The organism is Streptomyces sp. NPDC001668, from assembly GCF_042893155.1.
Classification (GTDB): Bacteria; Actinomycetota; Actinomycetes; order Streptomycetales; family Streptomycetaceae; genus Streptomyces.
Window position 1 is genome coordinate 479,654 of the sequence record NZ_JBIAUQ010000004.1, and the last position, 21,469, is coordinate 501,122.

Sequence of the window (21,469 nt, forward strand, 5' to 3'; positions counted from 1 at the left end):
AACCACCCGTGTGACGCAGGTCACTGGAACTGCCGGGAACTCGGCATCCCCCGCCTCCGACTACTGGACCGCCACCGTCCCCAGCCCCCGGAGAAGCCGCCGATGTCCCTCGCCCCCTCGACCACCACGGACGAGGCCCCCGGGCCGGCCGTCCAGGCGCCGGCACCCAGCAGATGGGCCCCGCTGCGCCCGCTCGTCCTGCGACTGCACTTCTACGCCGGTGTACTGGTCGCCCCCTTCCTGCTGGTGGCCGCCGTCACCGGCTTCCTGTACGCCGGCTCCTTCCAGGCCGAGAAGATCGCCTACCGCGACGAGATGACCGTCCCCGCCGTCGGCGACCACAAGCTGCCCATCTCCGAACAGGTCGCCGCCGCCCGCAAGGCCCACCCCGAGGGGACCGTCTCGGCCGTACGGCCCTCTCCCGAGGCCGACGCGACCACCCGGGTGATGCTGGCGGGCGTCAAGGGAGTCGACCCGGCCCGCACCCTCGCCGTGTTCGTGGACCCGTACACCGGCAAGGTCCGCGGCGCGCTGGAGCAGTACGGCTCCACCGGCGCGCTGCCGCTGCGCACCTGGATCGACGAGTTCCACCGCGACCTCCACCTCGGCGAGAACGGCCGCCTCTACAGCGAGTTCGCCGCCAGCTGGCTGTGGGTGATCGCGGGTGGCGGCATCGTGCTGTGGTTCTCCCGCCGCCGCGCCCTGCGCAAGGTCCGCGGCACCAGCGGGCGCCGCCGCACCCTCGGCCTGCACGGCACCGTCGGCGTGTGGGCCGCGGCCGGGTTCTTCTTCCTGTCGGCGACCGGACTGACCTGGTCGACCTACGCCGGCGCCAACATCGACGAACTGCGCACCTCGCTGGGCCAGTCCACGCCCTCGGTCTCCTCGGCCGCCGGCGGCGACCACGCGGGCCACGGGGCGTCCACCGCGGCAGGCGGCGCCGAGCACGGCGTCGGCCTCGACAAGGTGCTGGCCGCGGCCCGCGCCGAAGGGCTCGGCGACCCCGTCGAGATCGTGCCGCCCGCCGACGAGTCGTCGGCCTATGTCGTACGGCAGGTGCAGCGCAGCTGGCCCGAGAAGCAGGACTCGGTCGCGGTCGACCCCACCAGCGGCAAGGTCACCGACACGCTGCGGTTCGCGGACTACCCGCTGCTCGCCAAGCTGACCCGCTGGGGCATCGACCTGCACACCGGTGTCCTGTTCGGGCTGGTCAACCAGATCGCCCTGATGCTCCTCGCGCTGTCGCTGGTCCTGCTGATCGTGTGGGGCTACCGCATGTGGTGGCAGCGCGGCCGGGGTTCCGCCTTCGGCCGGCCGATCCCGCGCGGCGCCTGGCAGCAGGTCCCGCCGCAGATCCTGGTGCCGGGTGTGGTGGCCGTCGCCGTCCTCGGCTACTTCGTACCGCTGCTCGGCATTCCACTGGCCGGCTTCGTGGTCGCCGACGTGATCCTCGGCGAGATCGCGCACCGGCGGGAAAAGAGGAAGGCCGCGACGGCCTGAGACACGCGTGGGCCCGGTTCCGTTCGGGAACCGGGCCCACGCATGACGGCAAGGGTCACTCGAAGTCGCCCGCCAGCGCGGAGGCCAGGCGCAGGTGCGGCTCGGCCTCGGTGTGGCGGCCCTGCCGCTGGAGCGTGCGACCGAGCATCAGCCGGGCGTACTGCTCGACCGGGTCTCGCTCGACGATCACCCGCAACTCGCTCTCCGCGCGACGCAGTTGGGCCGAGTGGTAGTAGGCGCGCGCCAGCAGCAGCCGCGGTCCGGTCTGCTCGGGGACCTCCTCGACCAGCCCGTCCAGGACCCGCGCCGCCGTGTCGTACTCCTTGGCGTCGAAGAACATCCGCGCGCGCTCCCAGCGCTCCGCCGGAGTCCCGTGGTCGTAGTACGTCGTCTCCACCTCGTGCCCTCCTTCGACTTCGATGCCGACAACAGGCCGAGGTGGTTCAAAATTCCACTACTTGTGTGTCGCCCTGTCCCTGTCGCCCTACCCCTTCAGGGCGGCGAGCTCCTCGTCGGCCCGCTCGGTGATGAGGCTCAGGACGCGTCCGGCGACCGCGAGATCCTCCGCGGGGATGCCGGCGTAGACCCGGGCGGTGATGGGGGCGGTCTCGGCGGAGGTCGTCTCGAACAGCTCCCGTCCGGCGTCCGTGATCCGCAGCCGGGACGGCTCGTGGGCCGACTCGCGGGTCGGCTCGTGGGTCGGCTCGTGGGGCGTCAGCAGGCCCGCCGAGATCAGCTCGTCGACCACGGAGTGCGCCTCGGCCGTGTCGATCTTGAGTGAGCCGGCGAGGTCCTCGACGATACGGCCGCGTTCGACCGCTCCTTCCGCGACGGCGGCCAGCCGTAGCGTGACGGACTGCTGGAAGGTCGCGCCGTGGCGGGCCAGGACGGTCTCCAGAACCGCGCGGGCCGCGTAGTGGGCCAGGGCTATGACGCGGGGATTGAGGACGGGGGTGGCGGTGGTCATGGCTGCTCCTTGAGGTTCTCGTTCGTCGGGTCGAGAGGTACGTCGAGCAGGGTCGTCAGCGCACGCTCGAACTCCTTCGTTCGCGCGCTGTCCAGGCCTCCGAGCGGTGCGAGGAGCTTTCCCAGGAGTCCCTGGACCACCTCGATGGCCTGCCGGGTCCGCTCGCGGCCCTCCTCGGTGAGCTCCAGTTGCACCGCGCGCGGGTCGCGCGGGTCGCGGGTGCGCTCCAGGAGCCCGGCGCTCTCCAAGGAGCGCGCCAGCTTGGAGACGTAGAGCGGTTCGAGGCCGGTGTGGTCGGCGAGGCGTCGCTGGCTGGGGCGTTCGCCGCCGCGCCGCATGCCGTACAGCGAGGCCACCAGCGAGTACTGGGCGTGCGTCAGGCCGAGCGGTGCCACCGCGCGGTCGACCGCCACCCGCCATTTCATCGACAGTCGCCAGACCAGGAAGCCGGGCGTCGCGCCCTCGGATGCCGTACTCATGCTCGATACCGTACATGGCTACTATATCCATGGCTACTATTTTCGAGCGGCCCGCTGAGGGGGCGCGCGGCAGCCCCGCGCGGACCCCGGAGGACGGCCTGACGGGAAACGCCTCACAGGACTAGGTTGGGCGCCATGAGCAATCTTGATCGCCAGGCGGTTCCCGCCCTGTGCGGCGGCCGCGGCTTCGTGGTGGCGGAACCCGTGCGCGAACTCCTCAGCCCCCGCCACGTGAAGCTGGGCGAGTCCAGCGAGGTGCGCCGGCTGCTGCCCAACCTGGGCCGCCGCATGGTCGGCGCCTGGTGCTTCGTCGATCACTACGGCCCCGACGACATCGCCGACGAGCCCGGTATGCAGGTGCCCCCGCACCCGCACATGGGCCTGCAGACGGTGAGCTGGCTGCACCAGGGCGAGGTCCTGCACCGCGACTCCACCGGCAGCCTCCAGACCATCCGCCCCCGTGAGCTGGGCCTGATGACCTCCGGCCGCGCGATCAGCCACTCCGAGGAGAGCCCGAAGTCCCACGCCCGCTACCTGCACGGCGCCCAGCTCTGGGTCGCCCTCCCGGACGGGCACCGCCACACCGACCCGCACTTCGAGCACCACACCGAGCTGCCGCGGATCACGGCCCCGGGCCTGACGGCCACGCTCATCCTGGGCGACCTCGACGGCGCCCGCTCACCCGGAACGGCGTACACGCCCATCGTCGGCGCCGACCTGGCCCTCGCCCACGGCACGGACGTACGCCTGCCGCTGGAACCGGACTTCGAGTACGCCGTCCTGTCCATGTCCGGCGAGGCCCAGGTGGACGGGGTGCCCGTGCTGCCCGGCTCGATGCTCTACCTGGGCTGCGGACGCACCGAACTCCCGCTGCGCGCCGAGTCGGACGCGGCCCTGATGCTCCTGGGCGGCGAGCCGTTCGAGGAGGAGCTGGTCATGTTCTGGAACTGGATCGGACGGTCCCAGGAGGAGATCGAGCAGGCGCGTGCCGACTGGATGACGGGGTCCCGCTTCGGGGAGGTGAAGGGGTACGACGGTGCTCCGCTGCCCGCGCCGGAGCTGCCGCCGCTGCCGTTGAAGCCGCGGGGGAGGGTGCGCTGACCTTGCGGGGCCGATGCGCCGCCGGAGGTCGCTACCGGTTCACCAAGGGCAACGGGGCGAAGGTGTGCCGCTCCCACAGCTGCCGCGAGGCCTCCTCGGGATATGCGGCGACCTTCGGGGTGGCGTCGAGGATCTGCACGAGGCGCTCCTCGGTGTCGTAGGCGGTCCAGCCCGGGTCTCCTGTCGTGGCGAAGGCGGCCCAGGCGGAGCGGAAGCGAGTGGAGAGGGCCTCGGTCTCGGGTGACGGCGTGGGGCCGATCAGCATCTCGCCGAGGCCGCCGTAGATGCCGAAGGTCAGGGGCACGTCCAGGCCGTGGCAGGCTCCGAGGGCTCCGCCGTTCGCGGGAGCGGACCAGGTGAGCTCGTACACGTGTGCCCGACCTCCCCCGGCCACGTGCGCCTCCGCCAGATGCAGGGAGGGCATGCGGAACAGCCAGTCGGACTGGACGAGTTCGAACAGGTACTCCGGTGAGGCATCCGGGAACGCGGCGCGGTACGCCTGCTCGGCGTCCGCTGTCGGGCCGAACAGACCGAGGGTCAGCGAGGCGAGCTGGTCGTCCACTCGGCCCAGCAGCCCGCTCAGCAGGAGAAAGAGCCGGAACTCGTCCCGGTTGTGTCCCACGATCAGGTCCACGTCCCGCGCGGCACCGCTCGCCAGCGCCTCCCACGGCGTGGCGGCCAGGACGTCGCCGTCGACGACGGGTGAGAACGGGGTGGGAGTGAAGGCCACGGGGCCCCAGCGGTGCGCGTACTCACGCATCCTGGGTGCGAGTGCGGCCCCGGCCTCGGTCAGCTTGCGAGGGTCGACAGCCGAGAGGTCGTCCACCGTCGGGTGCAGGCCGAGTGCGCCGGTCATGACCTCGGCGATGTCCGCCGCCAGCGCGTCGGAGAAGAACGTGCCCGGCACGCTCTGTGCGATGGCCCGCTGGAACAGCCCTCGCGCCCGGTCCATCGCCATGAGGGCGGCGACGGACCCGGCGCCGGCCGACTCGCCGAAGACGGTGACCTGGTCCGGATCGCCTCCGAAGGCAGCGATGTTCTGGCGCACCCACTCCAGGCCGGCGACCTGGTCGAGCAGGCCACGGTTGGCGGGTGCGCCCTCGATGCGCAGGAACCCTTCGATTCCGACGCGGTAGTTCAACGTGACCACGACCAAGCCGCCCTCCCGGGCGAGGCGGCCGGCATCGTAGGCCGGGTCGTCGGCGGAGCCGAACTTGTAGGCACCGCCGTAGAGCCACACCATGACGGGGCGTCGTGCGGCCGGATCCGGGTCCGGTGTCCACACGTTGACGGTCAGCCAGTCATCCCCTGCCGGCGCGGTTCCGGAGGGAGCCGCGCCGGGGCCCAACGGCTCCTGCGGGGGCGGCGGACCGAACGTCAAGGCATCCCTGACGCCGTCCCAGCGGTCCACCACTCGCGGCGCACCGAAGCGCAGCGCACCCACCGGCGGCTGGGCGAACGGGATGCCGCGGAAGACCGCGAGCCCGTCCACGTGGTGGCCGCGCACCGCGCCCGCCGCGGTCGTGACCTCGGGATGTCCGTCGATGCTCATGTGTCTCCTCATTCGACCGCCATTCGGCTGCCGGTCCGCAGGGGGAAGGGCGGCCATCCTGCCCCAGGGTTCTTGAAAGATCAATCAACTGATGCGAGAACACGAGTCCCGGAGAATGCCGGACGCAACGCCATTGACACGCACCCGACCCGAGCCGAAACTCATAGCCAGCTCGCAGTGAACCATATTTCACCAGGCGAACGCGCTGCTCTTGTTCCGGGCCCCACCCCATCTCCAAGGACGAAGATGCGTAGCTCCGCTCTGTCCCGTCCCCCTCGGCACACGTTCCGCACGGTCTTCCCCGTGCTGTCCCTCTGCTGGCTGGCCGTGTTCTTCGACGGCATGGACGTCAACATCTACGGCGCCGTCATGCCCCACATGCTCGACGACCCACAGCTCGGGCTGACCCCGGCCACCGCCGGAACCATCGGGAGCTGGACCACGTTCGGCATGCTCATCGGCGCGCTCACCGCCGGCAATCTCACCGACTGGCTCGGCCGACGCCTGATGCTCGTCGCCAGCGTGACGCTGTTCTCCGTCGGCTCGGCCCTCTGCGCCCTGGCCCCCGCCGTCGGTCTGTTCGGCGCCGGGCGGTTCGTGTCCGGTCTCGGCCTGGGCGGGCTCATGCCGCTGTGCCTGGCCATGGTGATGGAGTTCGCACCACCACGCCGGGCCGCCCTCACCACCGCCCTGCTGATGACCTCGTACCACTTCGGAGGGATGGCGGCGACCGGCCTGGGCCTGACCCTGGCCCCGGCCGCGGGCTGGCGCTGGGTGTTCTGGGCGGGCGTGCTCCCGGCCGTGATCGCCGTACCACTGCTGCTCAAGCTGCTGCCGGAATCACCGGGTGTACTGCTGGCACGCGGTCAGCGCGATGAGGCCGACGCGGTCGCGGACCGCTACGGAATCCCCCGCCCCACCGTCGTCGCCGCCCCGGCGGCCGGTGCGGCGGGCCGCCTCGCCGCCGTGCGGGAACTGTTCCGGCCACGGTCCCGCTGGGCCACCCCGCTGCTGTGGCTGGCCTCCTTCAGCGGACTGCTCCTCGTCTACGGCGTGAGCACCTGGCTGCCGCAGATGATGCGCGCCGAAGGCTACGGCCTCTCCTCGTCCGTGAGCTTCCTTCTCGTCATCAACGCCGGAGGCATCGTCGGCCTGCTGATCGCCGGCCGCACCGCCGACAGGTTCGGCACGGTGCGTGTGTCGGCCATCTGGTTCGTGCTGACCGCCGCCGGCGCTCTGCTCCTCAAGTCCCATCTCCCGCTGGGAGTCACCTACCTCGTCGTCGCCCTCACTGGCGTGTGGCTGTTCAGCGCACAGGTCATGGTCTACGCGGCCACCAAGACCGTCTACCGCGACAGCGAACGCGCCGCCGGCCTCGGCTGGGTCACCGGCATCGGCCGCACCGGCGCGGTCGTCGGCCCCTGGCTGATCGGCCATCTCGCCACCAGCGGCAACCAGAGCTGGGGCTTCACCGCCTTCGCGTTGGCCGGGCTGATCGGCGCCGTCGCGATCTCCCTCGTACCCCTGGCACAACGGGCCGGCAGGGGCGACGCCTCCGTCCCGGCTTCCCCCACGGTGGCCACGGCCGCCGCAGGTACCGCGGACAGCTGACGCTCGGCTCTCCCCTTTCAGCACCTCTCCCTTCCAGCACCGCCTCACTCCCACCCCCACTCGCGAAGAGGAGTCGGCATGCAGTTGCGCATTCGGAGGCCCCTGGGACACCTGCCCCGAGCCTTGGCGGCGGCTGCCGCCGCCGTGGCCCTGCTCACGGCCACGGCGGCCACCAGTACCGCCCCCGCGCGGGCCACCACGGATGTCGAGGTCACCAAGAACCTCGCCTACGCCCCCGCCCAGCCGTCCGGCACCCAGGGCCACCTGCTCGACCTGTACGTCCCCCGCTCCGACCGCCCGCTTCCCCTGGTGATCTTCACCAGCGGCTCGGGCTGGCTGGCCGACAGCGGCCGCACGGGCGCCGACAAGGTCGCCGCCCAGCTCAACCCGCATGGGTACGCCGTCGCCGGCGTCGCGATCCGCTCCAGCGGGCAAGCTCGATTCCCGGCCCAGTTGTACGACATCAAGGGCGCCATCCGCTGGCTGCGTGCGCACGCGACGACGTACCGCCTCGACCCCGACCGCGTCGCGATCATGGGTGACTCGTCGGGTGGCTGGACCACGGCGATGGCCGCCGTCACCGGGGACGTCCCGGCCCTGGAGGGCGACGTCGGGCCGCTCGGCCCGTCCAGTGCCGTCCAGGCGGCCGTGCCGTTCTACCCGCCGACGGACTTCCTCCAGATGGACGCGCACATGCCGGACGACTGCAAAGCGTTCAACGCGGCCTTCGGACTGACGAACTGCCACTCCGACGCCCGATCCCCCGAGTCACGACTGCTCGGCTGCACCATCACGGCCTGCCCCGCCAAGGTCGCCGCCGCCAACCCGCTCACCTACACAGGGAATCGGCCCACCCCGCCCTTCCTGGTCCTGCACGGCGAGCAGGACACCATCGTTCCGTACCACCAGAGCCGTCTGCTGTACGACAAGCTCGCGACCTCGGGCAACGACGTTCGCCTGATCTCCTTCCCGAAGGCCGGACACGGCACGGACTTCGCCATGCTGAGCGACGACGCGACCCGCGAGGGCGCCTATGAGGAGACCGCACGCAATGGGCAGGCCACGTCACCGCGTCCGGTGACACCCACCTGGCAGACCGTCATCTCCTTCCTGGATCAGAGCCTGTCCGCCGGGTCGCACTGAGATTCACTCACCTTCTCAGGGGATCAGGTGCCGTAGCGGCTGAGCATGAGGGCGACGGCTTCGTCCACGATCGCGGCGTCGGTGGGGTTGGGCGGGACGAAGTCGGTCCGGACGAGCTGGGGCCACAGGAACTGGCTGCAGATCATGCCGAGGAACTGTTCGGCGACCTCGGACGCCGACTGTGGCTGTCCGTCGGCCGAGCGGAAGTCGAGTGTTCCCGCCTGCGCTTCGGCGTCCAGGTAGTCGCGGAGACGGTCGAAGAAGGGGCCGCGGTCGATGGCGAAACCGGTGCCGACGATGTCGGCGAGTTCCGGCATCTGGGGGAGTTCGGTGATGATGAGGCGGCACAGCGCCGCCGTGCCGGGCCGCGCGACCAGGCAGGCGTAGTCGCGGCCGATGTGGTCCAGGCCGTACCGGGGATCACCGGGCGGGGGCGGTTCGGCCCACGCCACGTCCAGCTGCCACTGTTCGGAGGTGACGGCCGCGAACAACGCGGCCTTGGTGGGGTACCGCTTGAAGAGGGTGCCGGTGGAGACGCCGGCCTCCTTGGCGATCTGGGCCAGGGAGGCCTTGTCGTATCCCCGGGCGAGGAAGAGGTCGCGGGCGGCGCGGATGATGCGCGCACGGTTCTCTTCTTTGATCTGCGCATGATAACCGGGCCGGCACACATCGCCACCGGTCTGTGCTCGGTCCGCCACCGACATGCCCACGCCTCTCGCCCGTCTTGCGGCCGCGTCCTCGCTGTCAGAGAACGGTCTGGCCGCCGTCCAGGATAAGGTCCTGGCCCACCGCGAAGGCGGAGGCGTCGGAGGCCAGGTAGACGACGGCTTCCGCCACCTCCTCGGGCAGACCCATGCGGCCGAGCGGGATGCCGGAGCTGATGCCCTCCACGACCGCCGCCTGCACCGCGGGGTCCTCGATCCCGAGCTTGGAGGCGGAGTACAGCGGGGTGTCCACCGGGCCGGGGCTGACCGAGTTGAACCGGATGCCGTGCGACTTGAGCAGGTCCGCGTTCCACGACCGCATCAGGGAGGAGACAGCCGCCTTCGTCGCGGCGTAGGCGTTCGAGCGACCGTAGCCGCCGTGCGCGCTGGCGGACGAGTTGAGGATGACCGAGGACGGGTTGGCCAGCACGGGCACCAGGGCCTGCGTGAGGAAGAAGACGCTCTTGACGTTGATGTCGAAGAGCCGGTCGTAGCTGTCCTCCGTGTGGTTCTCGAACGGCCGCCAGTCCGAGACTCCGGCGTTCAGGAACACCACGTCCAGCTCCCCGAAGTGCTCACGCACCTGCTTGGCCAGGCCGCGCTGCGCGTCGAGATCGCGGGCGTCGGCCTGCACCACAGGCACCTTGTCCCCGAGGATCTCCCGCGCCCTGTCGATGCTGGCCGGGGTGACGCCCGTGACCAGCACCTCGGCGCCCTCCGCGACGAAACGCCGCGCGGTCTCCAGGCCGATGCCGCTCGTGCCGCCGGTGATGAGGGCGCGCTTGCCCGCAAGACGAGTCATGGTGATTGTTCCTTGCCGAGTCGTAAGGTGAGTCGGTGGACTCACCACTCGAAGGTAGCCCTCGCGTCCCGCCTAAGGCAAGTCGGTCCACTTACCTTGGCGTCCGGAGCGGCTCGACGGCACCGGGCGGTGCGTCCACCGCGAACAGGTGACCTGGCGCCGGAGTCGGGGAGGGGGAACTTCTTTGGCCAACCACGCGTGCTGCCCCCGGCTTGTCGAACACATATAAATGGCACGGGCACGCGACGTCTCCGACGGCGTTGAGTACCCGTGCCATTCAGCGTCAAACAGCCGCCCATCAGTTTCACTCTATGTCGCTGTTCCGCTCCCGAAGATGCCAGCTCAGCGAAACCTCTCGCCCCTGCGTCGCCTTGTGTGACACGGATGGCGGACATGACCGGAGGCGGCCCGAAAGAGACGGTGACCTTTGACGGTTCCACAAGACCGATGGTTACCGTGAAGGTGTCCGGCTCCGAACATGCGGGCTGCGACTTTCCGGCACTCAAAGGAGAGTGGACTGTGGAAATATTCCGGATTCCGGACGTCGAAAGACAAGAGCTGATCTCACGCATTCCCGGTGACGAACGCCGGCCCTTGACGTTGGGAACACTGGGACCGGCCGGGACGAGCAGTGAGTACGTGGCCCAGATGATGTCGCGCAGCGTCGCGGACGGCGCGCGATTACGGATAGTCCTGGAGGACACGTACGAGAGGTGCGTGGACGCGCTCACCGAGAGCAGGCTCGATCTGGTGCTCGTCGCGCACGCCTATCCCGGCATCAACGCCTTCTACATGCACCCCGGGCTGGAACCGGCGATCGTCTTCCGCGGGAGCACCCCCGAGTACGGCCTGGCCATCCGGGACGACTACGCGTACCGCGAGGAACTGCTCGACAGCGAGACCGTCGTGTCGCACCCCGCCCCCATCCCGCTGCTGCGGTACCACCTGGGCCGGCCCCTGCAGATGGCGACCGTGGACTCCACCAGCCAGGCCGCCTGTGACGTGGCCGACGGCCGGTACAACGTCGCCATCACCAACGAGGAGGCGGCCAAACAGCACCACCTCAAGTTCGTCCACAAGTTCTCCCGGATTCCCATGACGTGGACTGTCTTCGCGAGGAGGAACGACTGACATGACTACTGAGGCACAGGCACAGGCCCGGAGCTACTTCCCGGCCGCCGACGTGGCCCTCCACGACAACGGCGTGCGGGTGGAGTCCTACTGGCGCGACGACACGGAGGTCAGGCTCTCCGCCGTCCCGCCCGGCGCCCAGGTGCCGGACCGTCCCCGTGGCCAGGCGCAGGTCGGGATGGTCGTGCAGGGCCGGCTCTCGGCCACGGTCGGGGAGGTCACCCGACTGATGGAACCCGAGCGCCAGGTCTGTGTGGCCCCTCCGGGCGTCGGCTTCTCGGCCGTGAACCCCACCGACTCCGAAGCCGTCCTGCTGGAGCTGCGCCGCAACAAGCCGGGGGAGTCCTACCCGGCGCCGGGCAGCTACTTCCTCGAAGCGTTCGAGTCACGCAAGTTCGTCGGGATGGACGTCACGTTCTTCGTCGCCGACTGGATCGAGTTCATGATCGCCGATATTCCCGGCGGTGGTGAGATGCCTTATCACCGGCATTCCCATGAACAGATCGGGATCTGCCTCGAGGGGCGCTACGACATGACCGTCGAGGAGTCCAGTCACGAGTTACGGTTCGGGGGCACGTACTTCTGTGCGAGCCAGGAGGGACACGGCGCCGTGAATCCCCATGCCGATGTGGCACGCTCCGTCAACATTTTCATCCCGCCTCGTTACCATCGGGTGCCCGGACAGAAAGTCCAGAAGGGCGGTCGGCAGGAAAACGAGCGGAAAAACCGGTGACGCGACCGGAAAACGCGGGGGCCCGGGTGGCGATCGTGCTGGGAGCCAGTCACGGTATCGGGCGGGCCACCGCATTGCATCTCAGCGGGAAAGGATTTGTGACGGTCTTGTGTGCACGAGGGCGCGGGGCGCTGGAAGAGGTCCTCGAGGAGTCGGGCGCCGGAAAGACCGCTCATCTCATTCCCGGTGACGTCACCGAGCCGTCGTTCTGCGAGGAACTGGCGGGTGAGGTCGACCGTCGGTACGGCAGGATCGACGTACTCGTCAACAACGCCCCCGGGCCCCCACCCGGATCGTTCGACGACATACGAGCCGATGACGTGAGCGCTGCGATGCGGCAGAAACTCGTGCCCTACCTGGCCACCGTCAAAGCCGTCGCGCCGGTCATGGTCAGAAACGGGTTCGGGCGGATCGTCAACATCGTCGGCAACGCCGGAAAGGAACCCGCCCCCGGCCTGTTCCTGTCCGGTCTGGTGAACGCCGCGGTGGCGAACGCCGGCAAGTACCTGGCGAGCCAGTACGCCCCGCACGGCGTGACCGTGAACAGCGTCCACCCCGGCACCGTCCGGACCGGGCGCTACGACCGCGCCCTGCACCACCTGAGCAGGTCCGCCGGCCTTCCCCGGGCGGAGGCGGAGGCCAGGCTGAGACACACCATCCCGATGGACCGCCCCGGCGAGGCTCACGAGGTCGCCGCCGTCATCGGGTTCCTGGCCTCGGACGAGGCCTCCTATCTGACCGGACAGCAGATCTCGGTCGACGGCGGGCAGTTGACCTGCCTGTGAGAGCGGACTCGATCCGCTGACGGACCGCGTACAGGCGAGGGAAGGGCTTGGCTGGAGTGTCGCACCCACAGGACAACGGCGGGAACCGGGCCGGCTTTCCCGTGCTGACGGTCCTCGGGCTGATGGCGGGAATCTTCACCGTCGGTTCGGAGGAACTGGTCGTCTCACCGCTGTTGGTGCGCATGGCCACGTCGTTCGACACGACGGTCGGTGTCATGGCGCTCTCGGTCAGCGTCTACGGCGCCGCGACCGCCCTGGGCGCGCTGGTCTTCGCGCCCCTGGGCGACCGGGTGTCGCGCAAGCTCAGCCTGTCGGCCGGGATGGCGGTGTTCGTCGTGGGCACGGTGCTGTGCGCGTGCGCCACGGGGACCGGCCTGTTCTTCACCGGCCGGGCGCTGGCGGGCCTGGCGGCGGGCGCGTTCGTGCCCACCGCCTACGCCTTCGTCGGGGACCAGATCCCCTACGAGCACCGGGCCAAGGCCATGGGGATCCTGGTATCGAGCTGGTCGCTCTCGCTGGTGCTGGGCGTGCCGATGGGATCGTTCGTCGGGCAGTGGGCGGGCTGGCGGTGGACCTTCGGCCTGCTGTCGCTGCTGGGCTGTCTCGTCCTGTCGGCGATGCTCCGCGCCCGCGGCGAGCGGCGACCAGGTCCTGAGGCTCGCACCGAGCCGCAGCGGGAAACCCCGGGGCCGTCGGCGGGAGGGTGGGCGCGGTCGGCGGCCCGTGCCCTGCTGACGCCGCGGGTCCCGGCGTATGTGCTGACGACCTTCCTGGTGATGCTGGGCTGGTACGGCATGTACACGTTCCTGGGCACCGCGCTGGAATACCGTTACGGCTCCGCGAGCTCCCTGACCGGCGTGATGATCCTGCTGTACGGGCTCGGGTTCGCCTCGAGTTCCGTCACGGGCAGGTTCGCGGACCGGCTGGGCAAGGAACGCGTGCTGACCGCTTCACTGGCCGCTCTGGTGCCCGCGCTGGTGGGCGTGCCGCTGCTCATCCACTGGACGGCGCCGCTCGCGGTGTGCCTCTTCGGCTGGGGCATCCTCCAGAGTCTGGTCGTCACCCTGCTCAGCACGCTGCTCAGCGAAAGCTCACCGCACCAGCGGGGTACCGTCCTGGCGTTCTACAGCCTTGCGACCAACCTCGCCGTGGCCGTGGGCGCCGCCGCCCTGGCTCCGTTGTTCACGGCGCACGGCTTCCTGGCCGTGGGATGGGCCTGCGCCGCCATCACCGCGCTCGCCGTCGGCCTGAGCCGATGGGCGGCGAGCACGGCCACGGGCGGCCCCGAGCCCGTGGCCGTGTCCCGGACGCGGGGAGGAAACGAAGGGAAGGACACGTGAGGACCGAGTGGGCGGGCCTGCTGCAGAGCCTGCCGAGGAGTTCGTTCGCCGCGACCGGAGCCAGGGTCGACGACCTGCTCAGGTCGGGCGAGGACGTCATCAACCTGTGCCAGGGAAATCCCGACCTGCCGACGCCGGCGCACATCGTCGAGGCGCTCCGAACGGAGGTGCTCGATCCGGTCACCCACCGCTACCCGCCCTTCTCCGGGCTGCTCGAACTCAAGAACGCCATCAGCGCCTGGTACGCGCGGCACCACGGGGTGCGGCTGGACCCGGAGACGGAGGTGGCCATCCTCTTCGGCGCGAAGGCCGGTCTCGTCGAGATCAGCCAGTGCTTCCTGAACCCCGGCGACGTCTGTCTGATGCCGGATCCCGCGTTCCCCGACTACTGGGCGGGAGTGATTCTGGCCCGGGCCCGCATGCACCCCTTGCCGCTGCGGCGGAGCAACGGTTTCCTGCCCGAGTACGACTGTCTCGACCGCGCCGTGTGCGAGCGGGCCAAGCTGATGTTCCTCAACTACCCCAACAACCCGACCTCCGCGACGGCCCCGCGCGAGTTCTACGAGGACACCGTCCGCTTCGCCGCGCGGCACAACGTGATCGTGGCGTCCGACTTCGCCTACGGGGCCCTGGACCTCGACGGACAGCTGCCCGTCTCCTTCCTGGAGACCGAGGGCGCCAAGGAGGTGGGCGTCGAGTTCATCTCCCTGTCCAAGACCTTCAACATGGCCGGATGGCGGATCGGCGCGGTGGTCGGACACCGGGACGTCATCGCCGCGATCAATCTCCTCCAGGAGCACTACTACGTCTCCCTCCCCCCGTTCATCCAGCGCGCGGCGATCGCCGCGCTGACCGGACCCCAGGACGCCGTACGGCAGCTGGCCAAGACGTACGAACGGCGCCGGGACGTCCTGCTGGACGGGCTGGAAGGCTCCGCATGGTCCCTCGACACACCCCGCTCGGTCTTCGCCTGGCTGCCGATTCCGCCCGGCCGCGGGGGGTCCGTCGCATTCGCCGACGAACTGCTGAGCCGGGCCCACGTGGCGGTGGCACCCGGCCGCTGGTTCGGGGAGCACGGCGAGGGATACGTCCGCGTCAGCCTCCTCGCTCCGGAAGATCGGCTGGCTGAGGCCGCGCGGCGCATGGCCGACCTCCCGATCCCCGCAACGACCACACCGCACCACGCACCACAGCACGACCCGCACCACACACCACAGCACGACCCGCACCACTCACCGAACCACTCGACGAAAGGCACCCTGTCATGACCGAGACGGCCGACAGCGCCTCCCGCATCGACCAGGAGCGCAAGGCGATCGACACACTCGACGCCCGCATCATCGAACTGCTCGCCCAGCGTGCCCAGGTGTCCTCGGGCATCCAGAAGATGCGAACCGACGCCGGCGGACCGCGCACGGTGTTCACCCGGGAGATGGAGATCCTCGCCCGCTACCGCGACGGTCTCGGAGAGTGCGGCGCACAGATCGCGATGAACGTCCTCAAACTGTGCCGAGGGGCCGGCACCTTACAGCCCGTGGCCGCGCGCACCGGAGGAGTTACGTCGTGATCCGGCACGTCGTCCTGTTCAAGTTCAAGCCCGGGGTCGACTGGGGCGATCCGCGGGCCACCGGAGCCGAGCACACCGCCGCCCAGGTCGGCAGCAACGTGCCGGAACTGCGCGAGTGGCGCTACGGACGCAACGTATCCACCCGGGACATCGCCTACGACTTCCTGGTCGACGGCCTCCTGGACGACATGCAGGCGGTCGACCGCTACCTGGTCCACCCCTTTCATCAGCAGGCGATCCGCCAGTGGAAGGAGATCAGCGAGTGGGTCGTGGTCGACATCGAAGAGTGAGGGCCGGGTGGTCGGTGTCCTGATTGGGAGGGTGTCCGGGGGTACTCGGGCGGCATGAAGCTGCATCTTCCTGGACACAAAGAGCACCACGGCAGCGACGAGGCTCCTCCACGCGAGGCTCCGGAACGTGAGGAACGCCAGGTCCCGCCGGCCGAAGAGATGGGCCCCGGGCCCGCCGTGGAGGAGCGTGCGCCGGACACGCCGACGCAGCTGCCGAAAACGGCGTGGGGGGCCGTGCTGCGCGGCAGCCTTCGCGAGTTCAAGGACGACGAGCTCACCGACCGGGCCGCGGCGCTGACCTATTACGGACTGTTGTCCCTCTTCCCGGCCCTGCTGGTCCTGGTGTCGATGCTCGGCCTGACCGGCAAGTCGGCGACGGACACGGTGCTGAAGAATCTCAAACAGTTCACCCCGGGCTCGGCCCGCGACATCATCACCGGCGCCGTCGAGCAGCTGCAGAACAACGCCGGCGTCGGGTCCGTCATGGCGATCGTCGGCATCGTCCTCGCGGTGTGGTCGGCGTCCGGGTACGTGGCCGCGTTCATCCGCTCGGCCAACCGGGTCTACGACATGCCGGAGGGCCGCCCGATCTGGAAGATCCTCCCGGTGCGGGTCGGCCTGACGGTCGTCCTGATGGTGCTCGCCGTCATCAGCGCCCTGATCGTCGTCTTCACGGGCACCCTGGCCCGGAAGGCGGGCTCCGCGCTCGGAGTCGGCGACACCGCCCTGACGGTGTGGGCGATCGCCAAGTGGCCCGTCCTGGTGGTCCTGGTCACGGTCATGATCGCGCTGCTGTACTGGGGCACCCCGAACGCCCGCCTCAAGGGGTTCAGGTGGATCACCCCGGGCAGTTTCCTCGCCCTCGTCATCTGGCTGGTCGCGTCCGCCGGATTCGCGTTCTACGTCGCCAACTTCGCCTCCTACAACAAGACCTACGGCACCATGGCCGGTGTCATCGTCTTCCTGGTCTGGCTGTGGATCAGCAACCTGGCGATTCTCCTGGGCCTCGAATTCGACGCCGAGACCGCCCGGCAGCGGGCGATCGCCGGAGGCCTGCCGCCCGACAAGGAGCCCTACACGGAGCCGCGCGACACCAGGACGTGGGACGAGCAGGACCTTCGTCGGCTGGACGACTCAGGACCGACGCGCAACGACTGACGGACTGATCGGATTCGGGCTGCTTATCTCGGGGAGCTTGGGATATCCGCAGGTCATGAGGTTGCTGACGGACTTGTACCAGGTCGACGGGGCTCTGACACGGCATGCGGCTTCCCGGATACCGCCAGGCGTGGCGAAGGCGCTGTCGGCGGTGGAGGAGTCCGCGGAGAGCACGAAGCTCTGGTGCGGCGCCGCCGCCGTGATGGCGTGGAAGGGCGGGTGGCGGGGGCGCAGGGCCGCGGCCGCCGGCATGGCGGCTCTGGTGGTGGCGCAACTGGTGTCCAACGGACTGTGCAAACAGCTGGCCGACCGCCCCCGGCCGCCCGCGGAGTGGATCCCGCACGACGAGGTCGACGACCGCCCCGACTCGTCCTCGTTCCCCTCCGGGCACACGGCGGCCGCGGTCGCCTTCACCGCCGCCGTCGCCCCCACCTGGCCGGCCGCGGGCGCGCTGTGCGCGGTGCCTGCCGCCATGGTGGCCGTGGAACGGGTGCAGTCGGGTGCCCACTACCCCAGTGATGTGGCGGCCGGCGCCGCCATCGGCCTGGCCGCGGCCTGGCTCACGCGCCGCGCTCCGGCGCTGTTCCTGCGGTACTGGGCGTAAGAGAGGACGTCCGAGGCGTCCGTGATATCGCGCGTCGGCCCGCTCGAACCCGCTGAGCGGGCCGACGCCGCTGTGTGCCCACAGCCCCACACCGCGGGCACACATGGGACAAGCCACCGTGGGCCGCCGCCGCGGCTCCCCAGAGACCCATCGTGCAGGTAACCCGTATCCCACGAGGTAATCCTGATGAACCCGTGCCGTGTGAGACGGGGGAGTGAGGTTCGCCTCGCTCGTTCGCCTCGCTCGTTCACCCCGCTCGTTGACCAAGGAACACGTCCGTCCTACCGTCGTCGCACGAAAGTGCCGGAACGTTCCGGCAGGACAGCGGCGGCACCTCGTCGCGGAAGCGGAGCGACGCATGGGCCTGTCATCCACGGACTGGCTGGTGCGACCCGTGGCGCCGATCGACGAGACGGCCGCGTCGGCCGTGCTGGCGGCCCGGTTCGGGGTACGGGGCACCGTGCGGGACCTGGGCAGCCAGCAGGACCGCAACTACCGGGTCCGCGGCGACGCGGGAGAGTACGTCCTCAAGGTCGCCAACCCCGCCACCGGGACGCCCGAGCTGAGGGCCCAGTGCGACGCCGTGGACCACCTGGCCCGCGCCCTGCCCGGTCTCCGCCTGCCCAGGGCACGCCCCGGCACCGACGGCGACGTGGTGCAGCCCTTCACCGTGGACGGAGCCGAACTCGCCTGCCGGCTGCTGGACTTCGTGCCGGGTGAGCCGATCATGGACAGCCGCTACCTCGCCCCCGCGGTCGTCGCCCGCCTCGGCGGACTCGCCGGACAGATCGCCGCGGCCCTCGCCGGCTTCGCCGCACCGGAAACCGACCGCTTCCGGCCGTGGGACCTGCGCAACGCCCTCGAAGTGATCGAGGCCCTCGCCCCGCACTGGCCCGACCGGGCCCGCGCCGGCCAGGTGCTGAGCGCCGCCCGCACCGCGTACTCCCTCGTGGAGCCGCACGCGAAGGAGCTGCCGGTCCAGTTCGTCCACGGCGACATCACCGACAACAACGTCGTCTGCGAGACGGCGGAGAACGGCCGGCGGATGCCGGTCGGAGTGATCGACTTCGGGGACCTCGGAACCGGCTGGACCGTGGCGGAACTGGCGGTCACCTGCACCTCCGTCCTGCACCACCACGGTGCCCGTCCCGCCTCCGTCCTGCCCGCCGTCCGCGCCTTCGACGCCGTACGCCCGCTCTCCGACGCGGAGGCGGCCGTGCTGTGGCCCCTCGTCGTGCTGCGGGCGGCCGTCATGGTGGTCAGCGGGCAGTACGACGTCCTCCAGGACCCGGACAACGGCTACGCGTCCGCCGCCCTGGACCGGGAGTGGGCCATGTTCGAGTCGGCCGTCGCCGTCCCGGCGGAGGTGATGACCGCCCAGCTGCGGGAGGCACTCGGCCGCCCCCTCCCGCGGATCTCCGTCCCGCCCGCGCACCGCATGCTGCCGGGCCTGCCCGACGCGGTACCGGTGCTCGACCTCTCCGCGCAGAGCGACGACCTGCACACGGGCCGATGGCTGGAGGCGGACGCCGAAGCCGCTCTGGCCGCCGCCCGGCCGGCGGTCCGCACCCGGCACGGCGAGTTCCGCCTGACCCGGACCACGATCGACACCACGGACGCCCCGGCGACCTGCGCCCTCGGAGTGGATCTGCATCTCGCGGATCCGCTGGAGGTGCGCGCACCCTGGTCGGGCACACTCACCCGGCACGCGGACGGCACGCTCGACCTGCGCGGCGAGGGTCCGGTCCTGTGGCTGTACGGAGTCGACAGCCCGGCCGCGTCCGGTCCGGTCGCCGCCGGGGACCCCCTCGGTACCGTCGCCGGGCGGAGCGGCAGGCACACCCTCGGACTCCAGCTCTCGACCCTGGCCGACCGGCGCCCACCCCGTTTCGCCACCCCTGACCTGGCCGCGGGCCGGTTGGCGGTGAGCCCGGATCCGACGGCACTGATCACCGGCCACGACCCCCAGGAGCCGCTCGCCGACCAGGACCTCCTCGACCGCCGCGACCGCGCCTTCGCCACCGTCCAGGAGCACTACTACGACGAGCCGCCCCGCATCGAACGCGGCTGGCGGCACCACCTCGTCGACACCCAGGGCCGCGGCTACCTGGACATGCTCAACAACGTGACCATCCTCGGCCACGGCCACCCCGCCCTGAGCGACGCCGTGCACCGGCAGTGGCGGCGCCTGAACACCAACTCCCGCTTCCACTACGGCTCGGTGGTCGAACTCTCCGAGCGGCTCACCGCACTCCTGCCCGCCGGCCTGGACACCGTCTTCCTCGTCAACAGCGGCTCCGAGGCAGTGGACCTCGCCCTGCGCCTGGCCTGGGCGGCGACCGGACGGCAGGACACGGTCGCGGTCGAGGAGGCGTACCACGGATGGACATACGCGAGCGACGCGGTCTCCACGTCGATCGCGGACAACCCGAACGCCCTGTCCTCACGCCCGAGTTGGATCCACACCGTGGCCGCCCCCAACTCCTACCGCGGCCGCCACCGCGGCGCCGAGGCAGGACGGTACGGCCCCGAGGCCGCCGCGCGGATCACCGAACTCGCCGCACAGGGCCGCCCGCCCGCCGCCTTCATCTGCGAGCCCTTCTACGGCAACGCGGGCGGCATCCCGCTTCCGGACGGCTACCTCCAGGAGGTCTACGAGGCGACACGCGCCGTCGGCGGTCTGTGCGTCGCGGACGAGGTGCAGGTCGGCTACGGCCGACTCGGCACCCACTTCTGGGGGTTCGAGCAGCAGGGTGTCGTGCCGGACATCGTCACCGTGGCCAAGGGGATGGGCAACGGGCATCCGCTGGGCGCTGTGATCACCCGGAGGGAGATCGCCGACGCCTACCGCACCCAGGGCTACTTCTTCTCCTCGGCCGGCGGCAGCCCGGTCAGCAGCGTGGTCGGGCTGACCGTGCTGGACGTGCTGCGGGACGAGCGGCTCCAGGACAACGCCCTCGATGTGGGCGGGTACTTGAAGCAGCGGCTGGAGGAACTCGCCGTCCGGCATCCGCTGATCGGCGCGGTGCACGGCTCGGGGCTGTATCTGGGCGTCGAGTTCGTCCGCGACCGCGAGACCCTGGAGCCGGCGACCGAGGAGACCGCCGCGATCTGCGACCGGCTGCGCGAGCTCGGCGTGATCGTGCAGCCGACCTCGGACCGGCAATGCGTACTGAAGATCAAGCCACCGCTGTGCCTGACCCGGCGGAGCGCCGACGTGTTCGTCGCCGCGCTGGACGACGTGCTGACCAACGGCTGGTGAGCCGAAGTCCTGCCACAACCAGCCAGGCACGTGCCGTCATCACGGGGGAGGACCGCATGCGCAGTCCACGATTGCGCCCCGTCCGGCCCGCCGGTTGACCACCGTCCGCGAAACCCCAGTTCACACCGGGTTTCCCGGCCGGTCTCCAAGCGGGCAACAGGAAACCCGTCGACCCCGACAGTCCCCCCGGAACAGGCTGATCCCGTCAAGTCGAAGCTCGGTCTGCGACGACGCAGGCCACCCGCTAGGGGGAAACATGCGCAAGGTGATGAGCGCCGCCGCCGCGTTCGCGACCGCGGCCACGGCAGTGGTGGCGATGAGCGGGGCGGCGCAGGCCGCGCCGGCGGGCAACAGCACGGTGTACGGATGCCTCTCCGGCAACGTGTGCATCTGGCCCGAGAACGTCTGGCCGCAGGAAAACCCGCACCCCACCAACCAGTACGCCAGCTACGGCGCCCACAACCTGAGCAACCAGTTCGGGTACCACTGGGTCCTCAACAACCAGTACGGCGGGGCCACCGCGGACCTGTGCAACAACTACGGCGGCACCAACTGCAGCGAGCACCTCGCGCAGGACGAGTGGACCTACATCGACCTCACCCCCATCAACTCCATCAAGCTCAACCGGCCGTAGCGCGCCGTCGCCACGGGGGAGCAACGGCCGGGACCGGTCCACGCCGGTCCCGGCCGTCCCGTTTTCCGCCACACCGCGTGAAAGCTTGGCTCCCTGTCCGACCCCC

The 21,469-nt window shown here is 70.4% G+C and carries 21 protein-coding genes; 15 read left to right on the top strand and 6 right to left on the bottom strand.

What is annotated here, in order from left to right:
• The first annotated feature begins 102 nt into the window (after positions 1-102).
• A complete protein-coding gene (locus ACFYZ8_RS15495) occupies positions 103-1,500 on the top strand; it encodes a PepSY domain-containing protein (RefSeq protein WP_359031251.1) in 1,398 nt (465 codons plus the stop codon).
• Positions 1,501-1,555: 55 nt separating this feature from the next.
• Here the strand turns inward: ACFYZ8_RS15495 and ACFYZ8_RS15500 are convergent, their stop codons facing one another.
• The 3 genes from ACFYZ8_RS15500 to ACFYZ8_RS15510 form a co-directional block, all read right to left on the bottom strand.
• Positions 1,556-1,897: a tetratricopeptide repeat protein gene (locus ACFYZ8_RS15500; RefSeq protein ID WP_123993704.1), complete on the bottom strand. Its 342-nt coding sequence runs from the start codon at positions 1,895-1,897 to the stop codon at positions 1,556-1,558.
• Positions 1,898-1,984: 87 nt separating this feature from the next.
• A complete protein-coding gene (locus ACFYZ8_RS15505) occupies positions 1,985-2,467 on the bottom strand; it encodes a MarR family transcriptional regulator (protein ID WP_388532860.1) in 483 nt (160 codons plus the stop codon).
• Entirely contained in the window at positions 2,464-2,946 is a 483-nt protein-coding gene (locus tag ACFYZ8_RS15510) for a MarR family winged helix-turn-helix transcriptional regulator (protein WP_388532861.1), read from the bottom strand. Before ACFYZ8_RS15510 ends, ACFYZ8_RS15505 begins: the two co-directional genes overlap by 4 nt.
• 135 nt (positions 2,947-3,081) lie before the next feature.
• Between ACFYZ8_RS15510 and ACFYZ8_RS15515 the strand changes: the two genes are divergently transcribed.
• Positions 3,082-4,047: a pirin family protein gene (locus ACFYZ8_RS15515; RefSeq protein WP_359031254.1), complete on the top strand. Its 966-nt coding sequence runs from the start codon at positions 3,082-3,084 to the stop codon at positions 4,045-4,047.
• 31 nt (positions 4,048-4,078) lie between these two features.
• Here the strand turns inward: ACFYZ8_RS15515 and ACFYZ8_RS15520 are convergent, their stop codons facing one another.
• Positions 4,079-5,599 (bottom strand): carboxylesterase/lipase family protein, encoded by a 1,521-nt coding sequence (locus tag ACFYZ8_RS15520; protein ID WP_388532863.1) that lies wholly within the window; start codon positions 5,597-5,599, stop codon positions 4,079-4,081.
• 246 nt (positions 5,600-5,845) lie between these two features.
• On the opposite strand from ACFYZ8_RS15520, the gene ACFYZ8_RS15525 reads away from it, so the two are divergent.
• Positions 5,846-7,210, top strand: a complete 1,365-nt coding sequence (locus ACFYZ8_RS15525; RefSeq protein ID WP_388532865.1) for an MFS transporter — start codon at positions 5,846-5,848, stop codon at positions 7,208-7,210.
• A 78-nt stretch (positions 7,211-7,288) separates the two neighbouring features.
• Positions 7,289-8,353 carry a prolyl oligopeptidase family serine peptidase gene (locus tag ACFYZ8_RS15530; RefSeq protein WP_388532867.1) on the top strand — a complete coding sequence of 355 codons (1,065 nt, stop codon included), beginning with the start codon at positions 7,289-7,291 and terminating at the stop codon, positions 8,351-8,353.
• Positions 8,354-8,376: 23 nt separating this feature from the next.
• On the opposite strand, the gene ACFYZ8_RS15535 is transcribed toward ACFYZ8_RS15530, so the two are convergent.
• Positions 8,377-9,057, bottom strand: a complete 681-nt coding sequence (locus ACFYZ8_RS15535; RefSeq protein WP_388532870.1) for a TetR/AcrR family transcriptional regulator — start codon at positions 9,055-9,057, stop codon at positions 8,377-8,379.
• 40 nt (positions 9,058-9,097) lie between these two features.
• Positions 9,098-9,859: an SDR family oxidoreductase gene (locus ACFYZ8_RS15540; protein ID WP_359031259.1), complete on the bottom strand. Its 762-nt coding sequence runs from the start codon at positions 9,857-9,859 to the stop codon at positions 9,098-9,100.
• A 639-nt stretch (positions 9,860-10,498) separates the two neighbouring features.
• Here ACFYZ8_RS15540 and ACFYZ8_RS15545 point away from each other — a divergent pair.
• The 11 genes from ACFYZ8_RS15545 (at position 10,499) to ACFYZ8_RS15595 (ending at position 21,363) form a co-directional block, all read left to right on the top strand.
• Entirely contained in the window at positions 10,499-10,990 is a 492-nt protein-coding gene (locus tag ACFYZ8_RS15545) for a hypothetical protein (protein ID WP_388532873.1), read from the top strand.
• A 1-nt stretch (position 10,991) separates the two neighbouring features.
• On the top strand, positions 10,992-11,723 hold the full coding sequence (locus tag ACFYZ8_RS15550; RefSeq protein WP_388532875.1) for a cupin domain-containing protein: 732 nt from the start codon (positions 10,992-10,994) through the stop codon (positions 11,721-11,723).
• Between the two features lie 35 nt (positions 11,724-11,758).
• Positions 11,759-12,508 (top strand): SDR family oxidoreductase, encoded by a 750-nt coding sequence (locus tag ACFYZ8_RS15555; RefSeq protein ID WP_388533751.1) that lies wholly within the window; start codon positions 11,759-11,761, stop codon positions 12,506-12,508.
• Between the two features lie 56 nt (positions 12,509-12,564).
• Positions 12,565-13,848, top strand: a complete 1,284-nt coding sequence (locus ACFYZ8_RS15560; protein WP_388532877.1) for an MFS transporter — start codon at positions 12,565-12,567, stop codon at positions 13,846-13,848.
• The gene (locus tag ACFYZ8_RS15565; protein ID WP_388532880.1) at positions 13,845-15,116 is read left to right on the top strand and encodes an aminotransferase class I/II-fold pyridoxal phosphate-dependent enzyme; all 1,272 of its coding nucleotides are present in this window, start codon (positions 13,845-13,847) and stop codon (positions 15,114-15,116) included. Before ACFYZ8_RS15560 ends, ACFYZ8_RS15565 begins: the two co-directional genes overlap by 4 nt.
• Positions 15,113-15,415, top strand: a complete 303-nt coding sequence (locus tag ACFYZ8_RS15570; protein WP_388532882.1) for a chorismate mutase — start codon at positions 15,113-15,115, stop codon at positions 15,413-15,415. The genes ACFYZ8_RS15565 and ACFYZ8_RS15570 overlap by 4 nt, the downstream gene beginning before the upstream one ends.
• Positions 15,412-15,705 (top strand): Dabb family protein, encoded by a 294-nt coding sequence (locus tag ACFYZ8_RS15575; protein WP_388532885.1) that lies wholly within the window; start codon positions 15,412-15,414, stop codon positions 15,703-15,705. Before ACFYZ8_RS15570 ends, ACFYZ8_RS15575 begins: the two co-directional genes overlap by 4 nt.
• A 54-nt stretch (positions 15,706-15,759) precedes the next feature.
• The gene (locus ACFYZ8_RS15580) at positions 15,760-16,863 is read left to right on the top strand and encodes a YihY/virulence factor BrkB family protein (protein WP_388532888.1); all 1,104 of its coding nucleotides are present in this window, start codon (positions 15,760-15,762) and stop codon (positions 16,861-16,863) included.
• A 55-nt stretch (positions 16,864-16,918) separates the two neighbouring features.
• Positions 16,919-17,467 (top strand): phosphatase PAP2 family protein, encoded by a 549-nt coding sequence (locus ACFYZ8_RS15585; RefSeq protein WP_388532890.1) that lies wholly within the window; start codon positions 16,919-16,921, stop codon positions 17,465-17,467.
• Between the two features lie 358 nt (positions 17,468-17,825).
• Positions 17,826-20,729 (top strand): aminotransferase, encoded by a 2,904-nt coding sequence (locus tag ACFYZ8_RS15590; protein WP_388532893.1) that lies wholly within the window; start codon positions 17,826-17,828, stop codon positions 20,727-20,729.
• 256 nt (positions 20,730-20,985) lie between these two features.
• Positions 20,986-21,363, top strand: a complete 378-nt coding sequence (locus ACFYZ8_RS15595; RefSeq protein ID WP_359031269.1) for a hypothetical protein — start codon at positions 20,986-20,988, stop codon at positions 21,361-21,363.
• The last annotated feature ends 106 nt before the right edge of the window (positions 21,364-21,469 follow it).